Origin of the sequence: Micromonospora sp. S-DT3-3-22 (genome assembly GCF_015354745.1) — a bacterium.
GTDB lineage: Bacteria > Actinomycetota > Actinomycetes > Mycobacteriales > Micromonosporaceae > Micromonospora > Micromonospora wenchangensis.
In genome coordinates this window covers 17,204-40,947 of the sequence record NZ_JACGMO010000061.1, presented here as the reverse complement: position 1 = coordinate 40,947, position 23,744 = coordinate 17,204, and the positions used below count along the sequence as shown (strand labels likewise).

Below are 23,744 nucleotides of genomic sequence, written 5' to 3'. Positions count from 1 at the left end.
CGCGCCTGCTCGCCGGCCGGGTGCTGCTGGTCGGTTCCGGGCCGGCCACGTCCGTCCCGGCCGTCGTCGCCGACGCGGTCGCCGCCCGCCGGGTGCTGCGCCTGCGGTACGCCGACCGCTGCGGGGTGTCCTCGTCGCGCGAGGTCGAGCCGCTGGGCTACCTCGGCAACGACCGCCACTGGTACCTGCTCGCCTGGTGCCGGCTGCGCGCCGGCCTGCGCTGCTTCCGTACCGACCGGATCGTCGGGGTCGAGGCGTCGCCGGAGTGGGTGACCCGGGAGTTCTCCCCGGCCGACCTGGACGTCCCGGCCGAGCGGGTGCGCCGGCTGACCCTGGTCTGACGGCGGCCCGGCGCGGGCCGCCCGACCGGTCGGCGCGCGGGCCGCCTGACGGATCGGTGTCCGGACCGGTCGGTAAACACCGACAGGACGGTGTCGCGGACACCCGGGAGGCTGGCTGCCGAGCCCGCCGGCCGCCCGGTCGGCGGGGGAACAGGAGGCAACGCGTGACCAGCACACCCGTCACCTGGTTCGAGATCGGCACCGACCGGCCGGACGAGGCGCAGGGCTTCTACGCGGAGTTGTTCGGCTGGACCTTCACCGAGGAGGGCACGGCCGGGGGCGGTTCCTACCGGACGACCACGGCGGGGGAGCCGACCGGCATCGGCGGCGGCATCCGGGCTCTCGTCGAGGGCGCACCCGGCTACGCGATCCTCTACGCCGAGGTGGCCGACGTGGCGCAGGCGTGCGGGCGGGCCGAGGCGGCGGGCGGCACGGTGCTGACCCCGCCCCGGACCACGCCGGGCGGCCTGACCCTCGCCCTGCTGCGCGACCCGGTGGGCACCCACCTCGGGCTGTTCTCCTCGGGCGGCACCGCCGCCTGACGCCAGGGGGCCGAGGTTGCGGTGTCCCGGTGCGCCGGACACCGCAACTTCGGCCCTGTCGTGTCGATCTTCGGCCTGCCGGGTCGGGCGGGCCGCAGGCGGGTCACCTGCCGGGCGTACCCTCCGGGTCGCCGTGGTGGCCGCGGCCGGCCGGGCCCGGGAAGACCCCGGCCTCGACGGCCTTGGTGATCGCGTCGGCCTGCTCCTGGGTGAGCTTGCCGTCCTTGACCGCCTGGGCCAGCCGCTCGGCCAGCTTCTCCTGCCGGTCCTCCGGCGACGGGCGCTCCGGCCGGTCACCCTTGGGGCGGTGCTGCTCACGCACCTTCTCCAGGGCGGCGGTCACCTTGTCGGTGTCCACCCCCAGCTCCTTGGCGAGCGCCTCGGCGAACTCGTTCTGCCGGTCGGCGCGCTGCTGCTGCCGGTCGGCACCCGGCTCGGCCTCGCTGCTGACACCGGCGGTCGGGGTCGCCGACTCCTCGGCGAAGGCCACCGTCGGAGCGGCGATCCCCACCCCGAGCACGCCGGCGGCAGCGAGGCCGACCAGCAGCTGCTTCTTCGACATCGTGCGGGACATCAGTCCTCCATGGGTCGGTGGTGCTGTTGACGTCACCGACAGTGACCATCGAACCTGGAAAACCCCCGTCCCGACCCTGTCCGCCAGCTGAAAATTCCACCCCCCGGCCCCGGTGATCAAGAGGTTTCGGTCAGGAACGCGCTTTCCCTTGACGCGAACCTCTTGATCACCGGGGCGGGGCGGGACGGGACGGGGCGGGGGTGTGGGCGGGGCGAGAGCGGCGGGGATCGGTTACCGGACGGCGGGGGTGGTGGTGAGGGTGCCGGCGGTGGCGTCGAGGGTGGCGCTGGTGCCGACGGGGACGGTGAGCTGGCCGGGGCCGTGGCCGATCGGCAGGCCGCCGAGGACCGGCACGCCGAGGTCGCCCAGCCGGTCGGTGAGCACGTCCACGACGGTGGTGTCCCAGCCGTCCGCGCAGTCGGTGAACTGGCCCACCGCCACCCCGGCCAGGCCGTCGAGCACCCCGGCGCGGCGCAGGTGGGTGAGCATCCGGTCGACCTTGTACGGCGGCTCCTGCACCTCCTCGAGCAGCAGCACCGCCCCGGTCAGGTCCGGCATGTCCGGGGTGCCGAGGGTGGCGGTGATCAGGCAGAGGTTCCCGCCGAGCAGCCGGCCCACCGCCCGGCCGGGGACCCGGACCGGATACGTCTCCTCACCGGGCACCGCCGTCACGGTGACCGGCGCGGTGGTCATCAACGCGGCGTGCAGCGACTCGGCGGAACGCAACGGGGTCCGCTCGTCCACCCAGGCCGCCCCGGGGCCGTGCACGCCGGCCAACCGGGCACCCCGCCAGAGCGCGAACTGCAGGGCGGTGATGTCGGAGAACCCGGCCACCACCTTCGGGTCCCGCCGGACGGCGGCCATGTCGATCAGGTCCACCACCCGCTGCGCGCCGTACCCGCCCCGGGTGCAGATCACCCCGCGCACGTGCGGGTCGGCGAAGGCGGCGTTCAGGTCCGCGGCGCGCAGCGCGTCGTCACCGGCGAGGTAACCCCGCCGGGCGTACGCGTTCGGTGCCACCTGCGGGCGCAGCCCCCAGCCGGTCAGCAGCTCGATGCCCCGGGCCACCCGCTCCGGCCGGGTCGGCCCGGACGGCGAGACCAGCAGCACCGTGTCACCTTCCCGCAGGACGGGCGGGCGCAGGACGGACGGATCGTCGGCGGTCACAGCGGCCGAGCATAGCCGCCCCGCCGGGCGGGCCGAGGCGTTCCCGGTGGCGGTCGACGGACCCGCTAGCCTCGACGGCGTGGGAACCGCACTGGTGATCGAGAACGACCCGACCGACGACCCCCGACGGCTGGGGGAGTGGCTGGTGGAAGGGGGTCTTGAGCTGCGGGTACTGCGTCCGCACGCCGGTGACGAGATCCCCGACGACCTCACCGGGTACGTGGCGCTGGTGGTGCTCGGCGGTGACCAGCACGCCTACCCGACACCCGACGGCAGCCCCGGCGCACCCTGGTTTCCGAAGCTCGAAGGGTTGCTGCGCAAGGCGGTCCGGCACCGGGTGCCGACCCTCGGCGTCTGCCTCGGCGCGCAACTGCTCGCCACCGCGCACGCCGGCCTGGTCGAGCGCAGCCTGTCCGGCCCCGAGGTGGGCCCGGGGGTGGTCGGCCGGCGCGACGCCGCCGAGAGCGACCTGCTGTTCCGGTACGTGCCGCTGATCCCGGACGTGCTCCAGTGGCACTCCGACGAGATCACCGAGCTGCCCCGGGCCGCCACCCTGCTGGCCGCCTCGACCCGCTACCCGCACCAGGCGTTCCGGCTCGGCGACCGGGCCTGGGGCCTGCAGTTCCACATCGAGTGCGACACCGCCATGATCGCCGAGTGGGCGCGTGGCTCCGAACTGCTCGCCGAGCTGGGCTACGACGAGGACCTGGTGGTGGCCGCCTGCGACCGGGTGATGGCCGACGTCGAGGAGGTGTGGCAGCCGTTCGCCGTCCGGTTCGCCGCCCTCGCCCTCGGCGAGCTGGACGACGACACCCGCCGCAGCCTGCCCCTGCTCGGGCACTGAGATGAACAGACCGACCAGGGGACGGTTGGCCCGCTACGGGTTCGCCGAGGGCGACGGTGGCGTCCGCGCCGCCGACCTGCTCGGGGCGGACGGCCTCGGGCTGTGGCAGGCCGCCGAGCAGGAACCCACCGACAGGCCGGCGGCCGACCTGCTGGCCGCGCTCTCCCGGGCCGCCGACCCGGATCTGGCGCTGCGCCAACTGCACCGGATGGTGGAGACCGAACGCCGTACCGCCGCCGGCGACGCGACCGGGTCGGAGCTGCTGGCGGCGCTCGCCGCCGACCCGGGGCTGCGCCGCCGGCTGGTCGCCGTGCTCGGCGCGTCCGCCGCGCTGGGCGACCACCTGGTCGCCAACCCCGGGCAGTGGACGGTGCTCGGCACCGCCCCGGACGGGCTGGCCCCCACCGCCGACGGGCGGCTCGACCTGGCGCTCGCCGGCCGGCTGACCACCGCCACCGCGCCGGTGGCGGTGCTGCGGCAGGCGTACCGGCTGGCGTTGCTGCGGATCGCGGCGGCCGACCTGACCGGCGGACGCGGCCTGGAGCAGGTGATGGCGGCGCTGTCCGCGCTGGCCGACGCCACCCTCGCGGCGGCGTACGAGATCGCGGTGGGTGAGCTGCCGGTGGGCACGCCCCGGCCCCGGCTGGCCGTGGTGGCGATGGGCAAGTGCGGCGGCGACGAGCTGAACTACGTCTCCGACGTCGACGTGATCTTCGTGGCCGCGACCGACGAGGACCTGCCCGCCGCGACCACCGTCGCCGCCCGGCTGATCCACGTCTGCGGGCTGGTCGCCTGGCCGGTCGACGCCGCGCTGCGCCCCGAGGGCAACCGGGGGCCGCTGGTCCGCACCCTCGCCAGCCACCTCGCCTACTACCAGCGGTGGGCCCGCACCTGGGAGTTCCAGGCGCTGCTCAAGGCCCGCCCGGCCGCCGGTGACCTGGCGCTGGCCGGCGAGTGGATCGACGCGCTCGCCCCGCTGGTCTGGCGGGCGTCCGAGCGTCCCGAGGCGGTTTCCGACGTACGGGCCATGCGCCGCCGGATCATCGACAACATTCCGCCGAAGGAACTGGACCGTGAGATCAAGCGCGGTCCGGGCGGGCTGCGGGACATCGAGTTCGCCGTCCAACTGCTGCAACTGGTGCACGGCCGGGGCGACGAGTCGCTGCGGGTGCCGGGCACCGTGCCGGCGCTGCGCGCGCTGGTGGCCGGCGGCTACGTCGGGCGGGCCGACGGTGAGGCGCTGCTGCGCGGGTACCGCTTCCTGCGCGGTGTCGAACACCGGCTCCAGCTCCAGGCGCTGCGGCGGACCCACACCGTGCCGACCGAGCCGGCCGCGCTGCGCTGGCTGGCCGCCGCGCTCGGCTACGCCGCCATCCCCGGCCGCAGCGCCGTGGAGAGCTTCCGGGCCGACTGGGTCGCCCACGCCACCGAGGTACGCCGGCTGCACGCCAAGCTGCTCTACCGGCCGCTGCTGGAGTCGGTGGCCCGGGTGCCCGCCGACGGGCTGCGGCTCACCCCGGAGGCGGCCCGGCACCGGCTGGAGGTCCTCGGCTTCGCCGACCCGGCCGGGGCGCTGCGGCACCTCCAGGCCCTCACCGGCGGGGTGAGCCGGACGGCGGCCATCCAGCGCACCCTGCTGCCGGTGCTGCTCAGCGAGTTCGCCGACGCGCCCGAACCGGACCGGGGGCTGCTCAACTACCGCCAGGTCTCCGACAAGCTCGGCAGCACCCCGTGGTACCTGCGGCTGCTGCGCGACTCCGGGCCGGTGGCCCGCCGGCTGGCCCGGGTGCTGTCGACGTCCCGCTACGCGGCCGACCTGCTGGCCCGGGAACCGGAGGCGCTGCGGTTGCTGGCCGAGGAGAACGAGCTGACCCCCCGGCCCCGGGAGGTGCTCTGCGACGGGTTCGCCGCCGCCGCGGCCCGGCACGCCGACCCGGTCGAGGCGACCCGGGCGGTACGCGCGCTGCGTCGCCGGGAACTCGTCCGGATCGCCTGCGCCGACGTGCTCAGCCGGGCCGGCGGGCTGGCCCCGCGACCCGAGCGCGGCGCACCGGCCGGCCCGCTGGCCGACGTCACCCGGGTCGGCACCGGCCTGTCGTACGTCACCGACGCCACCCTGTCCGCCGCGCTGCGCGCCGTCCGGGCCGCCCAACCGGAGCTGCCCGGCCTGCGGTTCGCGGTGATCGGGCTCGGCCGCCTCGGCGGGTACGAGTCGAACTACCTCTCCGACGCCGACGTGCTCTTCGTCTACGACCCACCGGACGGGACGGCGGAGAGCACGGCCAGCGCCACCGCCCACGCGATCGCCGAGGAGCTGCGCCGGCTGCTCGGCGCCCCGGCCCCCGACCCGGCCCTCGGGGTCGACGCCGACCTGCGTCCCGAGGGGCGGCAGGGCCCGCTGGTGCGCAGCCTCGCCGCGTACGCCCAGTACTACGCCCGCTGGTCGCGGGTGTGGGAGGCGCAGGCGCTGCTGCGGGCCCGGTTCGTCTGCGGCGACGCCGACCTGGGCACCGAGTTCGAGCAGATGGTCGACCCGGTCCGCTACCCGGCCGACGGGTTGACCCGGGAACAGGTGGTCGAGATCCGCCGGATCAAGGCCCGGGTGGAGAACGAACGGCTGCCCCGGGGCGCCGATCCGGCCACCCACACCAAGCTCGGCCGGGGTGGCCTCGCCGACGTCGAGTGGGCGGTGCAACTGCTCCAGCTCCGGTACGCCGGGGCGTACCCGCAGCTGCGCGGCACGCGTACCCTCGACGCGCTCGCGGCGGCCCGGGACGCCAAGCTGGTCGACCCGGCGGACGCCGTCGCGATGACCGCCGGGTGGACCCTCGCCGCGCAGGTCCGCAACGCGTTGATGCTGGTCCGGGGCCGTGCCGGTGACCAGCTTCCCCGGCACGGGGTGGAGCTGGCCGGGGTGGTGCGGCTGCTCGGCGCGGACGACCCGGGTGAGTTCCTCGACGACTACCTGCGCACCGCCCGCCGTTCCCGGGCGGCGATGCAACGCGTCCTCGACGCCGGGGTCTGAGCCCCGGCGTCGAGGACGGCTGAGCGTACGCCGAATGAGCGCGTCACCCGATGGCGACCGCCTGGTAAATGGTCGTGGAACGCTTTTCCCGCACTATTTCCAGGTGCCGGAAAATGGTGTTCCGATTGGTGTGGGGGTCAGCACCAGATCTGCGCGTAGCTGATGGAGTCGTTCCACTGCAGACCCCAGAACGTCCCGAGGTTGGAGATTTCGGTGCGCGGGCCGACGGTGATGGGGCTGTCGGAACGGTCGCCGTTGCGGTAGAGCTTGTAGGCGCAGTTGCCCCGGTTGCGGACCGAGGTGACCGCGTTGTCGGCGTTGGTGTTGACCAGGCTGGCGCTGCCGTTGAGCACGTCCAGGATGTTGAGGAAGCCGGCGTCCTTGTAGAGGCAGAGCGCACCGGTGGAGGGGCAGCTCAGGGCCAGTGCTTCCGTCGTGGCGGGCGCTGCGGCCTGGGCCGGGGCGCCGGCGAGGACGGTGGTGCCGACGAGGGCGAGGCCCGCGAGTGCGGTCCCGATGTGTCGCATGGTTTCCTCCCGTGAAGTGGTGGCGGGGGGCATGGCGCGACGCGGCACATGGCCGGTCAGCGAGCGACCTTCGACCGAGACGTCGACTGTCAATGCTGAGAATTGCGGATACCCGCATGTGCGGCGGCAGGGCGTGCCTGCGCCGTCGTCCAACAGTTCTCCCAGAGGCCCCCGTGGCCTGTTGTCGGTCCTTAACCTACGTGAAGGAAAATGGGGCGTCAATACTTCTCGATTTACTTTGGTGGTAGTCCGGCGATTCCCGCAACCGTGGGGATCTCCGGTCGGCTCACCCCATAGTGGACGGAGACCGGGCCGCCCTACCGGCGGCGCACCAGCACCAGATGGTCGACCAGGGTGCCGGTCTGGCCGTCGGGGCCGGTCGCCTGCCGCTGCGGCGCGTCCAGCCGTTCGACGTCCCAGCCGTCCGGGTCGAGGTCGAGGTCGGCCAGGGTCTCCTGCGGGGTGGGGAACCGGGTGTGGTGGTGCGCGGCGTTGCCCCACGGCGGCACCGCCCCGTGCTCGACCACCAGCAGCCGGCCGCCCGGGGCGACCGCCCGCGCCGCCGCCCGCAACACCCCGGCCCGGGGGAACTCCAGCGGCGACTGGAGGAACTGCGCGGAGACCAGGTCGTACTCCCCGGTCGGGAAGGTCCGGGCCAGGTCGTGCCGCTGGAAGTCGACCAGGGCCGTCACCCCGGCGGCGGTCACGGCGGCGGCCGACCGCTCCAGGGCGGCGGTGGAGACGTCGACGGCCGTCACCCGCCAGCCCTGCCGGGCCAACCACACCGCGTCGCCACCCTCGCCGCATCCCAGGTCCAGCGCGGTGCCCGGCGGCAGCGTCCCGGCCACGTCGACCAGGTGCGGATTGGGCCGCCCGCTCCAGTACCGCTCCCGGCCCCGGTACAACTCGTCCCAGTGCCGGGCGGTCGCCTCGTCCACCGCGTCGGCCCGCCCGCCGTCCGTCCCGGCCTGCTCGACCACGATCCCGGTCCGCTCGTGCCCGGCCCCGGCCCGGTCGTCCACCGCTCCGGTCTGCTCGTGGCCGGTCCCGGTCCGCCCGGATGCGGTCGTGCGTCGTGCGGCGACGGCCCGGTCGGTGTCCTCGGCGATCAGGTCGGCGTTGAGGGCGGCGGCGGCCTTCAGGCCCGCCGCCGCGGCGGCGATGACGGTGGCCTGCGGATCGGTGACGTTGCCGGCCACCCAGACCCCCGGCACCCCGGTCGCGCCGGTGGCGTCGGCGGTGATCCGGTCACCGAAGGCGTGCCCGCCGACGACGAAGTCCTCCGGGGTCAACCCGAGCCCGGCGAGGAAGGCGGCCCGCGCGCCGAAGCGGGGCGCCACCACCAGCGCCTCCCGGGGGACCACCCGCCCGGACCGCAGCCGTACGCCGGTGAGCCGGTCGGCGGTGACCTCCAGCTCCGCCACCTCGCCGTCGACCACGGTGACGCCCCGGGCGGCCAACCGCTCCGCCTCGTCGGCGGGCAACGGTCCGGCGGTGTGGGTGAAGACCACCACGTCGTCGGTGAGCTGCCGGAACAGCAGCGCCTGGTGGGCGGCCATCGGGCCGGTGGCGAGCACCCCGACCGCCTGGTCGCGCACCTCCCACCCGTGGCAGTACGGGCAGTGCAGCACGTCGCGGCCCCACCGCCCGGCCAGCCCCGGCACGTCGGGCAGTTCGTCGACCAGGCCGGTGGTGACCAGCAACCGCCGGGCGTGCAGCACCCGGCCGTCGGCGAGCGTCACCGCGAACCGCGCCGGCCCCGAGTTGCCGGCCGGGCGGGTGCGCTCGGGGGCGCTGTCGATCGGGTCCGCGCCGGTGGTCGCGGGTCCGCCGTCGAGCGGGTGGGCGGCGGTGACGGTGGCGTCGAGCAGGGTCACGCCGTACCGGGCCACCTCGGCCCGGCCCGTCGCGTACAGGGTGGCGGGTGGGACACCCTCGTTGGTCAGGAAGTTGTGCACGTGGCCGGCCGGGGCGTTGCGCGGGGCGCCGCCGTCGACCACCACCACGTCGCGGCGGAACCGGCCCAGGGCCAGCGCGCCGCTGAGCCCGGCCGCGCCGCCGCCGACCACCACCACGTCGTGCACCACCGGGTACGTCATGACCACTGCCTCCCCACGGGCGGGTCCGTCCCGCCGATGCTCCGGATCGTCCGCCCGGATCGCCGTTCTGCCAAATATCGTTGCCGGAATGGCAAACTGGTGCGGTGACCGACGACCACAGCGACATCACCTCGGACGAGGTGCTCACCACCGTCGGGCCGCGACTGCGGGCGCTACGGCAACAGCGCGGCGTGACGCTGAGTCAGCTCGGCGCGGCGACCGGGATCTCGGTCAGCACGCTGTCCCGGCTGGAGTCCGGCGGCCGGCGGCCCACCCTGGAACTCCTGCTCGCCCTGGCCCGCTTCCACCGGGTGCCACTGGACGACCTGGTCGGCACGCCGACGATCGGGGATCCCCGGGTCCACCGCCGGCCGGTCGTCCGGCACGGCGTCACCATCGTGCCGTTGACCCGCCGCCCGGGTGGCGTCCAGGCGTACAAGATGATGTACCCGCCGCAGGTGCCGGTGGGGGAGCCGACCCCACAGGTGCACGAGGGGTACGAGTGGCTCTATGTGCTCTCCGGCCGGATCCGGCTGCTGCTCGGCGGGCACGACCTCACCCTCGACGCCGGTGAGGTCGCCGAGTTCGACACCCGCACCCCGCACTGGTTCGGCAACCCGTTCGACGTGCCGGCCGAGATCCTCAGCCTCTTCGGCCCCCAGGGCGAACGCCTGCACGTCCGCGCCCGCCCCGCCCCCACCCCCGCCCAGTCGAGTTGATCAAGAGGTTTACGTCAGGTGAACCGCGGCGGATGACGCAAACCTCTTGATCGTCCGGCCTGACGGGGGTGTTCTGCGGTGATCAAGAGGTTTGGGGCAGGAACGGCGACCAGGCTGACGCAAACATCTTGATCAACACGAGCGGGCGCGAGCGGGCGCGGGGCGGGAGGGGGCGCGGGCAGGGGACAGGTGGGTCAGGTGTGGAGGGTCCAGGTGCCGGCGCGGGGGACGGTGACCAGGGTCCAGGGGCCGTCGGGGGTGACGGTGGCGTCGGGGGAGACGGTCAGCCAGGGGGAGTGGCGGATGCGGACCGGGACCTGGCCGGCGGCGGTGGTCCGGAACGTCAGCGTGGCGGCGTCCTGCCGGACCAGCACCCCGGGCGCGGCGACCAGGGGCGTCGGGTCGGTCACCGCGTACAACCGCCAGTGCCGGTCCGACCAGACCTCCGTCAGGTACGGCAACCCCGCCCCGACCAGGTCCGCCTCGGCCCGGCCCACCCAGGACAGCGGCGCGTCGGCGACGGCGACGTACTGCACGGCGTACTCGTCCAGCCAGGCCCGGTAACTGTCGGCGGTCAACGGCACACCGGTACCGCCGGCCCCCGGGACGGTGGTGAAGAAAAGCGGGTTGCGGCCGATGTCTACCTGGCGCAGCCAGCCCCGGGCCAGTGGCACCTCGCCGAGTTGTGCGGCCTCCCAGTAGTTGCGGGTCGGCGGCACCTCCACCCGCCCGGTGAGCCCGCGCCGGCCCAGCTCGGCGGCGAGCGGGGCGAAGTAGCTGCGGTCGGCGGTCGGATCGTCGGCGCTGCGGACGTCGGCGGCGACCACCGGCGGCAGCCACCAGCACACCACCGCCAGCAACACGGCCAACACCACCGCGCCCGTCCCGTCGGACAGGCTGGCCAGCGGGACCGGTCGGGTGGCCCCGCCGGACCTCGGGGCGGCCCGGCGGCGGGACAGTCGGGCGGTGAGCCAGGCGGGTGGCCGGGCGGCGGCGGCCAGCACCGGCAGCGCGAACATCGTCACCAGCCGGGTCGCGTTCAGCCCGACCGGGGTGTGCACCAGCGCCGCCGCCAGCACCCCGCCCGCCGACAGCAACGCCCCCACCCGCACCGGCCGGTACGCCACCACCGCCGCCACCAGCAGGCTGACCGTGACCGACCGGAGGGTGTCGGAGCCGCTGATGTTCATCCAGCCGCCCTCACCGAACAGCAGCCCGGTGACCGCCAGCGGCACCGCCGCCGCGACCCCGAGCAGCAGGCCGTCGGCCCACCGGCGGGTGACCAGCAGCGCCACCCCGACCAGGCCGACGAACAGACCCGCCACCGGGCTGCTCGCCGACGCCAGCACCGCACCGGCCACCGCCAGGCCCGGCCGGACCCACCGCCCGCCCCGTGTCCAGCGCCCGTCCCGGCCGTCCGGCCGGACCCGGCGCCCGCCCCAGGCCCGGCGGCCGTCCCGGCCGTCCGGCTGGGCCCCGCGAACGCCACGGCTGTCCGGCAGGGTCAGGGCGAGCAGGGCGACCAGCCCGAACGCCACCCCGAGGGCGTAGGTGACCCGGCCGGAGACCAGGTTGCCGGTGATCGTCAGCACCCCGACCAGGCTGCCGGGCAGCGGCCGGGGCACCCGGGTACGCACCAGCAGGGCGGCGAACGCGGCGGCTGCGGCGACCAGCGCCAACGCCCCGGTCAGGCGTACCCCGAGGGTCGCCATCAGCGGCGGCGAGACCAGGCTGTAGCCGAGCGGCTGGATGCCGGCGTACCAGCGCAGATCGACCAGGGCCCAGCCGTGCGCGGCGAAGAAGTCGGCGCGGGCCACCTGGGCCGACAGGTCCGATCCGAGCGGGGGCGACGCCAGCCACCCCCCGGCGAGCACGACGGCGACCACGGTGGCCGACCCCACCACCCTGCTGCCCCGCATGCCCACCTCCGGTCCGCGCCCACGCTACTGGCAGCATGACGGACGTGCCTCACCACCTGTCCCGCTGGCTCGGTCTGTCCGGTTCGGTGCTGCTCGCCATCGCCGCGTACCTCGGGGGTGCGCTGCCGGGGTCGGAGCTGCGACCCACCCCGGTCAGCATCTGGCAGAGCCGGCACGGGCCACTGATCCTCGCCCTCTGGCTGGTCGGCACCGGGCTGCTGGCCTGGGCGTGGTGGACGCTGCGCGACCGGGTGCCGTCGACCCGGTGGGCGCTGGTCACCGCCGGGCTGTGGGTGCTGCCGCTGCTCGTCGCGCCGCCGCTGGCCAGCCGCGACGTGTACGCGTACTCCTGCCAGGGCGCGAGTTACGCGGCCGGGATCAACCCGTACGAGCAGGGGGTGTCGGCGCTGCCCTGCCCGTGGATCGACACCATCTCCTACATCTGGCGGGACACCCCCGCCCCGTACGGGCCGCTGTTCGTGATGATCGCCGGGGCGGTGGTACGGATCACCGGGGGCCTCGACCCGGACACCGCGCTGACCGTCAACATCGCACTGTTCCGGCTGCTCGCCGTGGCCGGGGTGGCGCTGACCGCCGCCTGCCTGCCGGTGCTGGCCCGGCGCTGCGGCGTACCGGCGGAGCGGGCGGTGTGGCTGGCGCTGGCCTCGCCGCTGGTCGGCGTGCACCTGGTCTCGGGGGCGCACAACGACGCGCTGATGATCGGCCTGCTGGTCGCCGGTCTGGCGGTGGTGGCGGCCAATCCGGGCCGGCGCTGGCCGCTGCTGGCCGGCGGGGTGCTGCTCGGGCTGGCCGGCGCGGTGAAGGTGACCGCGCTGGTGGTGGTGCCGTTCGCGGTGCTGGCCGCGCTGGTCGGGCCGTACCGGATCAGGGCGCTGCTGCGCGACGGCCTGCCGGTCGCCGGCGGCGCGCTGGTCGCGGTGGCCGGCGCGACCCTGGCGGCGGGCCTGGACTTCGGGTGGATCGCCGGCCTGGAACAGGGCGGGCTGGTGATCGCCTGGACGTCACCGCCGACCGCCGTCGGGCAGACCGCCGGCTACGTCGCGGCCCTGTTCGGCGCGGACGTCGACGCGCTGCCGGTGGCCCGGACGATCGGCATGCTGGTGCTGGCGGTGCTGCTGGTCTGGCTGTGGTGGCGGGCCCGCACCCGCGACCCGCTGTGGCACGCCGGCCTGGCGCTGGCCGCGACGGTGGCCCTCGCGCCGCTGTTCCACCCCTGGTACTGGCTGTGGCCGATGGCCGTGCTGGCCGCGACGACCCACCGGTCGACCCGGTGGTTCGCGCTGGTGGCGTTGATCTCGTCGTTCCTGGTGCTGCCGGACGGCACCGGGCTGCCCCGGTTCACCAAGATGCCCGGCGCCCCGCTGATGACGCTGTTGGTGATCGTGGTGGCCGTCCGGTTGGTACGGTCGGCTCGGGCGGGCCGGCGACCCGCCACCGTGGATGCGCCCGCCGACTGAGGAGAGGTGGCCGGTGACCGAGACCGGCACACCGAGCGGGCGGGCCCGCGTGGCACGCCACCTCGGGTTGACCGGCGCGGTGCTGCTCGCCGTCGCCGGCTGGCTGGGCGGGGTGCTGCCCGAGGTGCCGCCGACCGGCCCGTGGCGCGCGCCGCACGGCCCGGCCGCCGTGGGCTGCTGGCTGCTCGGGACGGCGCTGATGGTGGGGGCCTGGTGGGCGTTGCGCGCCGGTGCCCCGTCGACGGGGTGGGCGTACCGCACCGCCGGGCTGTGGTCGCTGCCGCTGCTGCTCACCCCGCCCCTGGCCAGCCGGGACGTCTACTCGTACGCCTGCCAGGGCTGGTCGTACGCGGCCGGGCACGACCCGTACCGGGTGGGGGTGGCGGCGGCCGGCTGCCCGTGGGTGGACGCGGTGGCGCCGATCTGGCGGGACACCCCGGCCCCGTACGGCCCGGTCTTCGTGCTGCTGGCCGCCCTGGCCGCCGGGGCCGGCGGTTCCCTGCTCGGTGCCCTGGTGGTGCTGCGGCTGTACGCGGTGGCCGGGGTGCTGCTGGCGGCGCTCTGCCTGCCCGGCCTGGCCCGCGCCGCCGGGGTGCCCACCCGGCGCGCGGCCTGGCTGGGGCTGGCCTGCCCGCTGGTCGGGGTGCACCTGGTGGCCGGCGCGCACAACGACGCGGTGCTGCTCGGGCTGCTCCTGCTGGGCCTGCTGGTGCTGGTGCGGTCGCCCGGCCGCACGCGGGGCCTGCTCGTCGCCGGGGTGCTGTTCGGGCTGGCGGTGGCGGTGAAGGCGACCGCGCTGGTGGTGTTGCCGTTCGCGGCGTTGACGGCGGTGCACGGCCGGTACACCCTGCGGGCCCTGCTGCGCGACGGCGGTCGGCTCGCCGGGGCGGTCCTGGTCACCCTGGCGGCCGTCTCGGCGCTGTCCGGCCTGGGGTTGGGCTGGGTTGCCGGGCTGGCCCGCAGCGGTGACTCGCAGCAGTGGACGTCGCCGCCGACGGCGGTGGGTTTCGTCGTCGACTACGTCGGCGAGCTGGCCGGTCGGCGGCCGGACGCGGTGCCGGTGACCCGGGCGGTGGGCCTGCTGGCGCTGGTGGCGCTGCTGGTGGTGCTGTGGTGGCGGGCGTGGACGGCGCTGCGCCGGCTCAACGACGTCCGGCAGCGGGTGCACCGGCTGGCGGCGGCCCGGCCCCGGGTCACCCTGGGCGCGGCGGGCGCGGCGCTCGCCGCGACGGTGCTGCTCGCCCCGGTCCTGCACCCGTGGTACGTGACCGGGCCGTTGCTGCTGCTCGCGGTGTCGGCGACCCGGACGACCTGGTTCGTGGCGCCGGCGGCGGTGGCGGCCTTCCTCACCCTGCCCGACGGCACGTCGGTCGCCCGGTACACCAAGGCGCCCGGCGCGATCGTGCTGACCGCGCTGCTGCTGGTGCTGCTGGTCGGTGTGGTGCGGAGGCGGCGCGACGCAGCGGGCCGGCCCCGCGAACGCGGAGCCGGCCCGGCTGGTGGAACGTGACCGTCGAGGGCGGACCTCAGCAGTCGAAGTACATCGCGAACTCGTGCGGGGTCGGGCGCAGGCGCACCGGGTCGACCTCGTTGGCCCGCTTCCACCCGATCCAGGTGGAGATCAGGTCGGGGGTGAAGACACCGCCGTCGAGCAGGTAGTCGTGGTCGGCCTCCAGGGCGTCGAGCACCTCCGGCAGCGAGCCCGGCACCTGCTTGACGTCGCCCCACTCCTCCGGCGGGAGGTCGTAGAGGTCCTTGTCGATCGGGGCCGGCGGCTCCATCTTGCTCTTGATGCCGTCCAGGCCGGCCATCATCATCGCCGAGAAGGCGAGGTACGGGTTGCTGGACGGGTCCGGCACCCGGAACTCGACCCGCTTGGCCTTGGCGTTGCTGCCGGTGACCGGGATGCGGGTGCAGGCGGAGCGGTTGCGCTGCGAGTAGACCAGGTTGACCGGGGCCTCGTAGCCGGGCACCAGCCGACGGTACGAGTTGACCGTCGGGTTGGTGAACGCGAGCAGCGACGGGGCGTGGTGCAGCAGGCCACCGATGTACCAGCGGGCGGTGTCCGACAGGCCGGCGTAGCCGGTCTCGTCGTAGAACAGCGGCTCGCCGTTGAGCCAGAGGCTCTGGTGGGTGTGCATGCCGGAGCCGTTGTCGCCGAAGAGCGGCTTGGGCATGAAGGTGGCCGTCTTGCCGTTGGCCCAGGCCTCGTTCTTCACGATGTACTTGAAGAGCTGGAGCTGGTCACCGGCGTGCAGCAGGGTGGAGAACTTGTAGTTGATCTCCGACTGGCCGGCGGTGCCGACCTCGTGGTGCGAACGCTCCACGGTGAAACCGCCGTCGACCAGCCGACGCACGATCGAGTCGCGCAGGTCGGCGTAGTGGTCCACCGGCGGCACCGGGAAGTAGCCGCCCTTGTACGCGGTCTTGTAGCCGCGGTTGCCGCCGGCCTCCTCACGCCCCGTGTTCCACGCGCCCTCGACCGAGTCGATGTAGTAGAACGACTGGTGCGCCGAGGTCTCGTGGCGGATCGAGTCGAAGATGTAGAACTCCGCCTCGGCGCCGAAGTACGCGGTGTCGGCGATGCCGCTGGCGGCGAGGTAGGCCTCGGCCTTCTTGGCCACGTTGCGCGGGTCCCGGGAGTAGGCCTCACGGGTGAACGGGTCGTGGATGAAGAAGTTGAGCGCGAGGGTCTTCTGCGCGCGGAACGGGTCGATGAAGGCGGTCGCGACGTCCGGGAGCAGGAGCATGTCCGACTCGTGGATCGCCTGGAAACCGCGGATCGACGAGCCGTCGAACGCGAGACCGTCGGTGAAGACGCTGTCGTCGAAGGACTCCACCGGCAGATTGAAGTGCTGCATCACGCCGGGCAGGTCACAAAAACGTACGTCGACGAACTTTACGTCCTCGTTCTTGAGGTATCGCAGGAGTTCCTCGGGATTGGCAAACACACGTCCTCCTGGCACGTCCACTCCGGTGGCTGGGCTCTGGCGACGCTATGACCGTGGGGTTGCTCGCCCGTGTCTCCAATGTTTCTGCCGTGTTACGCCGCTCGCGGAGCGTCATCTGCGCCGCTCAGTACCCGCCGGGTTGTCCGTTCGGACGATACCGGCTGAAGCACTGTATCGCTTTTCCGGGTGATAAGACCGAATTTGCACAGACTGCGGGAACGCCCCCGGAGTCCACCTGCTGGTCCGCCCCGGGCCGGTGCTGACTACCCTTGACCACCGTGACGAGTCCGCCCGCCGCGGCACCGGTGCCGCCCGCCACCGACCCCACCTTCGACCCGCCGGGCCTCGGCCGACGGTTCGGTGCCCTGGTGATCGACTGGGTGCTCTGCCTGCTGGTGTCGAACTTCTTCGCCGACCCGGTCCGCGACGGGTGGGCCCCGGTGGCGGTGCTCATCGTCGAGTACGGCTTCTTCCTCGGCCTCTTCGCCCAGACCCCCGGCATGTGGATCACCCGGCTGCGCTGCCTCGACTGGTCCGACGGCGGGCGGCTCGGGATACCCCGGGCGCTCCTGCGCGGCCTGCTCCTGGCCCTGGTGGTGCCGCCCCTGATCATGGACGGGCAGCGTCGCGGCCTGCACGACCGGCTCACCGGAGCGGTCGTCGCCGACGCCCCCCGCCCCGCCCGCTGACCCCGGACACGCCGCGAGCCGGGCCCGACGGACGGGCCCGGCTCGCGGAGGCGTACCAGATGGGGTCAGCGGCCCCGGGTCTGGCGGAACGCGCGGCCCGGCGGCCGCATGTTCTTGGGAATCGCGCCCTTGGGCATCTGCGGCCGGGCGGTGAGCGCCTTGAGCCGCTTGTCGAGCGAGTTGACGTCCTTGCCGTTGAGGGTGCGCGGCAGCCGCATCAGGGTCATCCGCAGCTTGCGGATCGGCAGCTCGCCCTCGCCCTGGCCGATCACGTAGTCGTGCAGCGGCGCGGAGCCGATCACCTTGGCCAGCCGGCGCTTCTCCTGGCCCAGCAGGCCCCGCACCCGCTGCGGGTTCCCCTCGGCCAGCAGGATCACACCGGGGCGGCCGATCACCAGGTGCACCATGTCCATCTGGGTGGTGGAGCTGACCGCCGGGGTGACCCGCCAGTCACCGCGCATGCTCTCCATGATCTGCGCCGCCGCGCCGGGCTGCCCCTCGGCGGCGTTCATCATCGCCTTGTTGGACCGCAGGTTGAGCACGATCAGCAGCGCGAGCAGGGCGAACAGGATGCCGATCGGCAGCCAGAGCCAGCCCCAGAGGATCACCGCGACCACGGTCAGCGCGAGCGGGATCAGCACCGCCCCGGCGGCCAGCGGCGCGAACCACCTGTCCTGCTTGGCGGTGAACCGGAACACCATCCCGATCTGCTTCAGCCGTTGGCCGAACGACACCTTCTCCTGGGGCTTTGCCATGCCGCCGAGTCTAGTGGTCGCCGCCAGGACGGATGATCCCCGGCCGGTGGTCGGCCGGGGCCCGTCCGTGGTGGTGGTCAGCCGGTGGGCGAACGGTCCCCGACCGGCGCGGTACGGGGACGGGGCACCACCGGGGCGGCGCGGCCGGTGCCGCCCTCGCCGCGACCGGCGTCGGCGCTGCCGCCGGTGCCGCCCTCCTCGTGGTAGTCCTCCTCGACGTTGACCGCCCAGACGTCGTGGTCGGCGTCGTCGAGGATGTTCTCCGCGGCGAGCATCGCGGTGAGCATGGAGTGGTCCTGGTTGTTGTACCGGTGCATGCCGTTGCGCCCCACCGGGTGCACGTTCGGCACCGCCTCGGCCAGCCAACGGCGGATCACCTCGACCGCCTCGCCGTAGCCCTCGTCGTAGACCGGGTAGGCCTTCGGCATCCGCACCACGTACCCGGTGGTGACCGAGCCGGGGCGCACCAGGCCGAGCCGTTCCAGCTCGGCGGTGCCGAACGCGACCAGCTCCGGGTCGGGGGTCGACCACAACTCGTCGCCCTCGTTGACGAAGTACTCCAGGCCGAGGCAGGTGCCGCCGGCCCGGACCATCTCCGGCGACCAGGCGCCGTAGTTCTGGATCCGCCCGACCTGCACCCCGGGGGTGTGCACGTAGATCCAGTTGTCGGGGAAACCGGCCTCGGCCGGCACCACCAGCGCCACGGTCAGGAAGTCCCGGTGCCGCAGCGCGTCGGCGGCGGCGCGGACCTCCGCCGGGGCGGGCGGGTCCATCGCCCGGACCAGGGCCGAGATCGGCATGCTGGAGACCACGTGGTCGGCGGCGATCCGCCGCTCACCGGACGGGCCGTCGACGGTCACCGCGACCGCCCGGCCGTCCGCCCGGTGCACGGTGCGTACCGCCGTCTCCAGCTCGACCGTCCCGCCGCCCTTGACCACCAGTTCGGCGCAGCGTTCCCACATCATCCCCGGGCCGAGCCGGGGGTAGCGGAACTCCTCGATCAGGCTGGTCACCTCGGTGCCGCCGCGCTGGGGCAGCAGCGCGCCCCGGATCGCCGCGCCGAGGGAGAGGTTGCGGATGCGCTGGGCCGCCCAGTCCGCCTGTAGCTCCGTCGCGGGGATGCCCCAGACCTTCTCGGTGTACGTCTTGAAGAACATCCGGTACAACCGGGCCCCGAACCGGGCGGACACCCAGCCCTCGAAGTGGCTCTGGTCGGCCGGCGGACGCACCCGCGCCCACAGGTACGACCCGACGCACCGGCACGCCTCCCACACGCCGAGGTTGCGCAGCGCGTTACCGGCCCGCAGCGGGTAGTCGAAGAGCCGACCCTGGTAGTGGATGCGGCTCATCCGGGGGCGCAGCAGGAAGTCGTCGTCGGAGAGCAACTCGTGCCAGAACGCCTCGACCCGGGACACCTTGGTGAAGAACCGGTGCCCGCCGATGTCGAACCGCCAGCCCTCCCGCTCCACGGTGCGGCTGATCCCGCCCACCACGTCGTCGGCCTCCACCACGTCGACCGGGGCGTGCCGCCGGGTCAACTCGTACGCGGCTGTGAGGCCGGCGGGGCCGGCGCCGATGACAACCGTGTGCGGCTGCGCCATCAAAGACACCACCATCGATGAGTTGCGGGTCAGGGCTGGCGGAATCTAACACGATCCCGCCGTGCCCGGACAGCGCCGTCGAATCGACGCCGAGCTGCGGCCGGACACCTCTTGCGGGTGCCGCCGAGGTCTGGGAAGATCGACACACTCGAATGCCCGACGGTCGTCGCCGTGCCGGTGGTCCTCCGCAGGCGTGCCCGGTGGCGTCCCGGGGTCAGCCGACGGTGACCGAGGCGTCCTGGCGGGCCGTCAGCGCCTGCTGGTAGAGCCGCCCCGCCCGGTACGACGAACGCACCAGCGGCCCGCTCATCACCCCGGCGAAGCCGATCTCCTCGGCCTCCTCGCGCAGCTCGACGAACTCCTCCGGCTTGACCCAGCGGGTCACCGGGTGGTGCCGGGGGGTGGGCCGCAGGTACTGGGTGATGGTGATCAGCTCGCAGCCGGCCCCGTGCAGGTCGCGCAGCGCCTGGGAGACCTCGGCCCGCTCCTCGCCCATGCCCAGGATCAGGTTGCTCTTGGTGACCAGGCCGGCGGCGCGGGCCTGCCGGATCACGTCGAGCGAACGCTCGTAGCGGAACGCCGGACGGATCCGCTTGAAGATCCGCGGCACCGTCTCGACGTTGTGCGCGAGCACCTCGGGCCGGGCCCCGAACACCTCGGCGAGCTGCTCGGGGACGGCGTTGAAGTCGGGGATCAGCAGCTCGACGCCGCAGCCGGAGCGCAGCGCGTGGATCTGCCGGACCGTCTCGGCGTAGAGCCACGCGCCTCCGTCGGGCAGGTCGTCGCGGGCCACCCCGGTGATGGTGGCGTAGCGCAGGCCCATCGTGGCCACCGACTCGGCGACCCGACGCGGCTCGTCGGCGTCGAACTCGGCCGGCTTGCCGGTGTCGATCTGGCAGAAGTCGCAGCGCCGGGTGCACTGGTCGCCGCCGATGAGGAAGGTGGCCTCCCGGTCCTCCCAGCACTCGTAGATGTTGGGGCAGCCGGCCTCCTGGCAGACGGTGTGCAACCCCTCGCGCGAGACCAGCCCGCGCAGCTCGGTGTACTCCGGCCCCATCTTGGCCTTGACCTTGATCCACGGCGGTTTGCGCTCGATCGGCGTCTCGGCGTTGCGCGCCTCGATCCGCAGCATCCGTCGCCCCTCGGGGGCGACCGTAGCGGAGCGCGCTGCCTGCTGGGTCGTCGGCGCGGAGTGCTCGATCGTCACAAAACCGAGCCTACGCCCGACGGCAGCGATCGATGCACGTCGGGCGACCGGCGTCACGTCACCGGTTTTGTGACACCGGCCACCCGGCGGCCGGAAAAGCCCGTTACAGCCCGGCGGAACGGGTGCTAGCGTGCCGGCAGAGCTGTGACGGAGCCGAGTAACGCCCCGACCCGCCAGTGCAGAGAGCCGCCGGTTGCTGGAAGGCGGTCTGACGCCGGGGCGCGAAGACCCTCCCGAGCCGCGGGAAGAACGGCGCGTCCGCGCGCCCAGTAGAGCCCGCCCGGCTGGCCCCGGTGAAAAGGCGACGAATGAGGCTCCCGCCACGGCGGGAGCGAAGGTGTGGTGGCACCGCGAGGTTCCCGCTCGCCCACACCTCCCGGGGATCGCGTTGCGATTGATCGAGGAGGTAACCGCCGTGCAACGCATCCTGTCCGCCCACCTGCCCACCCGCACCGGCGCGACCGTGCGGATCGCCGGTTGGGTGCACCGCCGCCGACTGCTCAAGTCGGTGGCCTTCCTGATCGTCCGGGACGCCACCGGCCTGGCCCAGGTGGTGGTCACCGACCCGGACGTGCGGGCCGCCGTGACGGCGCTGCCCGAGGAGACGGTGGTCGAGGTGGTCGGCACGGTCACCGCGAACGGCACCGCGTCCGCCGGGGTCGAGCTGACCCACCCGACCGTACGACCGCTCGGGCCGCCCGCCGTGCCGCCCCCGTTCGACCTGTACCGGCCGGTGCTCACCGCGACCCTGCCCACCCAGCTCGACCACGCGCCGGTGGCGCTGCGGCACCCGACCCGCGCGGCGGCCCTGCGGATCGCGGCGGCGGCGGTGGCCGGCTTCCGGGCCACCCTCGACGCCCGCGACTTCGTGGAGGTGCACACCCCGAAGGTGGTCGCGTCGTCCACCGAGAGCGGGGCCAACGTGTTCACCCTCGACTGGTTCGGCCGGCCGGCATACCTGGCCCAGTCGCCGCAGTTCTACAAGCAGCTCATGGTGGGCATCTTCGAACGGGTCTACGAGGTGGGGCCGGTGTTCCGGGCCGAACCGCACGACACCGTCCGGCACCTGGCCCAGTACACCTCGCTCGACGTCGAGCTGGGCTTCGTCGACGACCACCGGGACGTGATGGCGGTGCTGCGGGACACCCTCGCCGGGATGCTCGCCGAGGTGGCCCGCCGGGCCGGGGGCGCGGTGGCGACCCTGGGCCTGACCCTGCCCGGGGTGCCGGCCGAGATCCCGGCCGTGCACTTCACCGAGGCGTTGCGGATCGCCGGCGCGCCCGCCGACGAACCCGACCTGGCCCCCGCCCACGAGCGGGCGCTGGGGGAGTGGGCCCGCGACACCCACGGGTCGGACTTCCTCTTCGTCACCGGGTACCCGATGGCGAAGCGGCCCTTCTACACCCACCCCGACCCGGCCCGGCCGGCGTACTCGAACGGGTTCGACCTGCTCTTCCGGGGCCTGGAACTGGTCACCGGCGGGCAGCGGCTGCACCGCCACGCCGACTACCTGGCGGCGCTCGCGGCCCGCGGCGAGCCGGTCGAGCCGTACGCCGGGTATGTCGACGCCTTCCGGCACGGGATGCCGCCGCACGGCGGCTTCGCGATCGGCCTGGAGCGGTTCGTGGCCCGGCTGGTCGGCGCGACCAACGTCCGGGAGGTGACCGCCTTCCCGCGCGACCTGCACCGGCTGACCCCCTGAGCCGCCGAGTGTCCGCGCGACCGGGCTGGGCCCGGGCCGGGCTGGCCCGGGGTTGGTGGGGCTGACCGGGTCGGACTGGGTGGCCGTGCCGACGATGCTGGCCTGCGTCGGCCGCCTGGTCTTCCCGGCCGTCCGTGGTCGCCCGCCGGGCTTGCACTCTGGGTAGTGGCCTTACCGATGTCGCCGTTGGTTGCTCTCCGTGATCGGCGCGGGGTGTGGGCGGAGCCCATCCTTGCCACCTATCAGCCCGCACCCCGCTGAACAGGGGTTTTTCCGCCGCCTCTCCCTGCCCCACCTACCTGCCCATCCACGCTTTGCTCTGCTGCCATCGACGCGACGGTCACTTTCCGCATGCGGTGCCTCTAGGGCAGCAGAGCAAAGTGGGGGAGAGGGGTAGGTGCTACCCGGCGGATTTCTTACGCTGCGTAGCGGCCCGAGAGGCGCTGCGGCGGACGGCGCTGGGCGACAGTGTGGCGGATACGGTGCCGGTGGATCTGCGGCGGCACGACGGGGCAACGGGAGCGGCGGGGGTGGCGGGGTCAGGCCGGGCCGAGCAGGTCCCAGCGGTTGCCGGCGACGTCCCGGAACACGGCCACCCGACCGTACGGTTCGGTGCGCGGCGGCGTCACGAACTCCACGCCGGCGTCGACCATCCGCCGGTGGACGGCGTCGAAGTCGTCGACCCGGAGGAAGAAGCCGACCCGGCCGGCGACCTGGTCACCGACCACCGCCTGCTGCCGCTCGCCGTCGGCGCGGGCCAGCAGGATGCCGGTCTGCGCGCCGGGCGGACGGACCACCACCCACCGCTTCGGGCGGCCGTCGTCGGTCAGCGAGGGCGCGTCCTCGACCAGCTCGAAGCCGAGAACCCCGGTGAAGAACGCGATGGCCGGGTCGTACTCGGCGACGACGAGGGTGACGAGGTCGATCCGCACCGGCTCAGCCGAGCAGGGTGGGCAGGTGCCGCTCCACCACGGGCAGCACCTCGGCCACCGGGACCGGGCGGCCCAGTTCAGCGGTCAGCGAGGTGGTGCCGGCGTCGGCGATGCCGCAGGGCACGATCCGGTCGTAGTACGACAGGTCGCAGTCGCAGTTGATCGCGAAGCCGTGCTGGGTGACCCCGCGGGCGACCCGGATGCCGATGGCGGCCACCTTGCGGGCCGGGCCCCGGTCGTCGTCGGGCACCCAGACGCCGCTGCGCCCCTCGACCCGGCCGGCGGTCAGCCCGAACTCGGCGCAGACGTCGATCAGCAGCTGCTCGGTGCGGCGGACGTAGGCGACCACGTCGACCGGGTCGGGCAGCCGGACGATCGGGTAGCCGACGAGCTGACCCGGCCCGTGCCAGGTGATCTTGCCGCCCCGGTCGACGTCGACGACGGGGGTGCCGTCCATCGGCCGGTCCCAGGGCTCAGTGCGCTTGCCGGCGGTGTAGACGCTCGGGTGCTCCAGCAGCAGCACGGTGTCGCCACGCTCGCCGGCCACCACCGCCTCGTGCAGCCGCCGCTGCTCGTCCCACGCGGCCGAGTAGTCGACCACACCCGCCCGGACGGCGGTCACCCCGGAAGTCGTCACGCTCACCCTGCCACCCTAGCCCCGCCCGCCGCCGC

The 23,744-nt window shown here is 74.1% G+C and carries 20 protein-coding genes; 9 read left to right on the top strand and 11 right to left on the bottom strand.

Annotated features, from left to right (window positions below; translation table 11 throughout):
- Together H1A17_RS18705 and H1A17_RS35320 are read left to right on the top strand one after the other, a co-directional pair.
- Nucleotides 1–341: YafY family protein (locus H1A17_RS18705; RefSeq protein WP_194822475.1), on the top strand; the 341-nt coding region annotated here is incomplete at its 5' end.
- Between the two features lie 164 nt (nucleotides 342–505).
- Entirely contained in the window at nucleotides 506–883 is a 378-nt protein-coding gene (locus H1A17_RS35320) for a VOC family protein (RefSeq protein ID WP_145921097.1), read from the top strand.
- Between the two features lie 103 nt (nucleotides 884–986).
- On the opposite strand, the gene H1A17_RS18695 is transcribed toward H1A17_RS35320, so the two are convergent.
- Complete coding sequence (locus tag H1A17_RS18695) at nucleotides 987–1,457, bottom strand: hypothetical protein (RefSeq protein WP_145921096.1); 471 nt, start codon at nucleotides 1,455–1,457, stop codon at nucleotides 987–989.
- A gap of 231 nt (nucleotides 1,458–1,688) precedes the next feature.
- The gene (locus tag H1A17_RS18690) at nucleotides 1,689–2,624 is read right to left on the bottom strand and encodes an LD-carboxypeptidase (protein ID WP_194822474.1); all 936 of its coding nucleotides are present in this window, start codon (nucleotides 2,622–2,624) and stop codon (nucleotides 1,689–1,691) included.
- 79 nt (nucleotides 2,625–2,703) lie between these two features.
- On the opposite strand from H1A17_RS18690, the gene H1A17_RS18685 reads away from it, so the two are divergent.
- Together H1A17_RS18685 and H1A17_RS18680 are read left to right on the top strand one after the other, a co-directional pair.
- Nucleotides 2,704–3,468: a type 1 glutamine amidotransferase gene (locus H1A17_RS18685; RefSeq protein WP_145921094.1), complete on the top strand. Its 765-nt coding sequence runs from the start codon at nucleotides 2,704–2,706 to the stop codon at nucleotides 3,466–3,468.
- A gap of 1 nt (nucleotide 3,469) precedes the next feature.
- The gene (locus tag H1A17_RS18680; RefSeq protein ID WP_194822473.1) at nucleotides 3,470–6,493 is read left to right on the top strand and encodes a bifunctional [glutamine synthetase] adenylyltransferase/[glutamine synthetase]-adenylyl-L-tyrosine phosphorylase; all 3,024 of its coding nucleotides are present in this window, start codon (nucleotides 3,470–3,472) and stop codon (nucleotides 6,491–6,493) included.
- Between the two features lie 137 nt (nucleotides 6,494–6,630).
- Here the strand turns inward: H1A17_RS18680 and H1A17_RS18675 are convergent, their stop codons facing one another.
- Both H1A17_RS18675 and H1A17_RS35845 read right to left on the bottom strand, forming a co-directional pair.
- On the bottom strand, nucleotides 6,631–7,020 hold the full coding sequence (locus tag H1A17_RS18675) for a peptidase inhibitor family I36 protein (protein WP_194822472.1): 390 nt from the start codon (nucleotides 7,018–7,020) through the stop codon (nucleotides 6,631–6,633).
- A gap of 317 nt (nucleotides 7,021–7,337) precedes the next feature.
- Nucleotides 7,338–9,119: an FAD-dependent oxidoreductase gene (locus tag H1A17_RS35845; RefSeq protein WP_194822471.1), complete on the bottom strand. Its 1,782-nt coding sequence runs from the start codon at nucleotides 9,117–9,119 to the stop codon at nucleotides 7,338–7,340.
- 104 nt (nucleotides 9,120–9,223) lie between these two features.
- Between H1A17_RS35845 and H1A17_RS18665 the strand changes: the two genes are divergently transcribed.
- Nucleotides 9,224–9,838, top strand: a complete 615-nt coding sequence (locus tag H1A17_RS18665) for an XRE family transcriptional regulator (protein ID WP_309236800.1) — start codon at nucleotides 9,224–9,226, stop codon at nucleotides 9,836–9,838.
- A 194-nt stretch (nucleotides 9,839–10,032) separates the two neighbouring features.
- On the opposite strand, the gene H1A17_RS18660 is transcribed toward H1A17_RS18665, so the two are convergent.
- The gene (locus H1A17_RS18660; protein ID WP_194822470.1) at nucleotides 10,033–11,757 is read right to left on the bottom strand and encodes a hypothetical protein; all 1,725 of its coding nucleotides are present in this window, start codon (nucleotides 11,755–11,757) and stop codon (nucleotides 10,033–10,035) included.
- Between the two features lie 35 nt (nucleotides 11,758–11,792).
- On the opposite strand from H1A17_RS18660, the gene mptB (H1A17_RS18655) reads away from it, so the two are divergent.
- Entirely contained in the window at nucleotides 11,793–13,235 is a 1,443-nt protein-coding gene (mptB, locus tag H1A17_RS18655; RefSeq protein ID WP_145921089.1) for a polyprenol phosphomannose-dependent alpha 1,6 mannosyltransferase MptB, read from the top strand.
- 13 nt (nucleotides 13,236–13,248) lie between these two features.
- The gene (mptB, locus tag H1A17_RS18650; RefSeq protein WP_240762309.1) at nucleotides 13,249–14,745 is read left to right on the top strand and encodes a polyprenol phosphomannose-dependent alpha 1,6 mannosyltransferase MptB; all 1,497 of its coding nucleotides are present in this window, start codon (nucleotides 13,249–13,251) and stop codon (nucleotides 14,743–14,745) included.
- A gap of 16 nt (nucleotides 14,746–14,761) precedes the next feature.
- On the opposite strand, the gene glnA is transcribed toward mptB (H1A17_RS18650), so the two are convergent.
- Nucleotides 14,762–16,186, bottom strand: coding sequence for a type I glutamate--ammonia ligase (gene glnA, locus H1A17_RS18645; protein ID WP_088644628.1), 1,425 nt, complete (start codon nucleotides 16,184–16,186; stop codon nucleotides 14,762–14,764).
- A gap of 278 nt (nucleotides 16,187–16,464) precedes the next feature.
- Here glnA and H1A17_RS18640 point away from each other — a divergent pair, with 278 nt between their 5' ends.
- On the top strand, nucleotides 16,465–16,875 hold the full coding sequence (locus H1A17_RS18640; RefSeq protein WP_145921087.1) for an RDD family protein: 411 nt from the start codon (nucleotides 16,465–16,467) through the stop codon (nucleotides 16,873–16,875).
- A gap of 65 nt (nucleotides 16,876–16,940) precedes the next feature.
- Here H1A17_RS18640 and H1A17_RS18635 read toward each other — a convergent pair whose 3' ends face one another.
- The 3 genes from H1A17_RS18635 to lipA form a co-directional block, all read right to left on the bottom strand.
- A complete protein-coding gene (locus tag H1A17_RS18635; protein ID WP_145921086.1) occupies nucleotides 16,941–17,630 on the bottom strand; it encodes a DUF4191 domain-containing protein in 690 nt (229 codons plus the stop codon).
- Nucleotides 17,631–17,707: 77 nt separating this feature from the next.
- A complete protein-coding gene (locus H1A17_RS18630; RefSeq protein WP_145921085.1) occupies nucleotides 17,708–19,231 on the bottom strand; it encodes an NAD(P)/FAD-dependent oxidoreductase in 1,524 nt (507 codons plus the stop codon).
- A gap of 214 nt (nucleotides 19,232–19,445) precedes the next feature.
- Nucleotides 19,446–20,495 carry a lipoyl synthase gene (gene lipA / locus H1A17_RS18625; protein WP_145921084.1) on the bottom strand — a complete coding sequence of 350 codons (1,050 nt, stop codon included), beginning with the start codon at nucleotides 20,493–20,495 and terminating at the stop codon, nucleotides 19,446–19,448.
- 358 nt (nucleotides 20,496–20,853) lie between these two features.
- Between lipA and aspS the strand changes: the two genes are divergently transcribed.
- Nucleotides 20,854–22,140, top strand: a complete 1,287-nt coding sequence (gene aspS / locus H1A17_RS18620) for an aspartate--tRNA(Asn) ligase (RefSeq protein WP_194822477.1) — start codon at nucleotides 20,854–20,856, stop codon at nucleotides 22,138–22,140.
- A gap of 539 nt (nucleotides 22,141–22,679) precedes the next feature.
- On the opposite strand, the gene H1A17_RS18615 is transcribed toward aspS, so the two are convergent.
- Both H1A17_RS18615 and lipB read right to left on the bottom strand, forming a co-directional pair.
- The gene (locus H1A17_RS18615; protein WP_145921083.1) at nucleotides 22,680–23,072 is read right to left on the bottom strand and encodes a VOC family protein; all 393 of its coding nucleotides are present in this window, start codon (nucleotides 23,070–23,072) and stop codon (nucleotides 22,680–22,682) included.
- Between the two features lie 4 nt (nucleotides 23,073–23,076).
- Nucleotides 23,077–23,715 carry a lipoyl(octanoyl) transferase LipB gene (gene lipB, locus H1A17_RS18610; RefSeq protein WP_145921082.1) on the bottom strand — a complete coding sequence of 213 codons (639 nt, stop codon included), beginning with the start codon at nucleotides 23,713–23,715 and terminating at the stop codon, nucleotides 23,077–23,079.
- Nucleotides 23,716–23,744: the final 29 nt, after the last annotated feature.

Excerpts from the sequence above, each read along its gene's own strand:
- H1A17_RS18635 (WP_145921086.1), bottom strand. The coding sequence starts at position 17,630 with ATGGCAAAGCCCCAGGAGAAGGTGTCGTTCGGCCAACGGCTGAAGCAG.
- H1A17_RS35845 (WP_194822471.1), bottom strand. The coding sequence starts at position 9,119 with ATGACGTACCCGGTGGTGCACGACGTGGTGGTGGTCGGCGGCGGCGCG.
- H1A17_RS18675 (WP_194822472.1), bottom strand. The coding sequence starts at position 7,020 with ATGCGACACATCGGGACCGCACTCGCGGGCCTCGCCCTCGTCGGCACC.
- mptB (WP_145921089.1), top strand. The coding sequence starts at position 11,793 with ATGACGGACGTGCCTCACCACCTGTCCCGCTGGCTCGGTCTGTCCGGT.
- H1A17_RS18680 (WP_194822473.1), top strand. The coding sequence starts at position 3,470 with ATGAACAGACCGACCAGGGGACGGTTGGCCCGCTACGGGTTCGCCGAG.
- H1A17_RS18630 (WP_145921085.1), bottom strand. The coding sequence starts at position 19,231 with ATGGCGCAGCCGCACACGGTTGTCATCGGCGCCGGCCCCGCCGGCCTC.
- H1A17_RS18695 (WP_145921096.1), bottom strand. The coding sequence starts at position 1,457 with ATGTCCCGCACGATGTCGAAGAAGCAGCTGCTGGTCGGCCTCGCTGCC.
- H1A17_RS18660 (WP_194822470.1), bottom strand. The coding sequence starts at position 11,757 with ATGCGGGGCAGCAGGGTGGTGGGGTCGGCCACCGTGGTCGCCGTCGTG.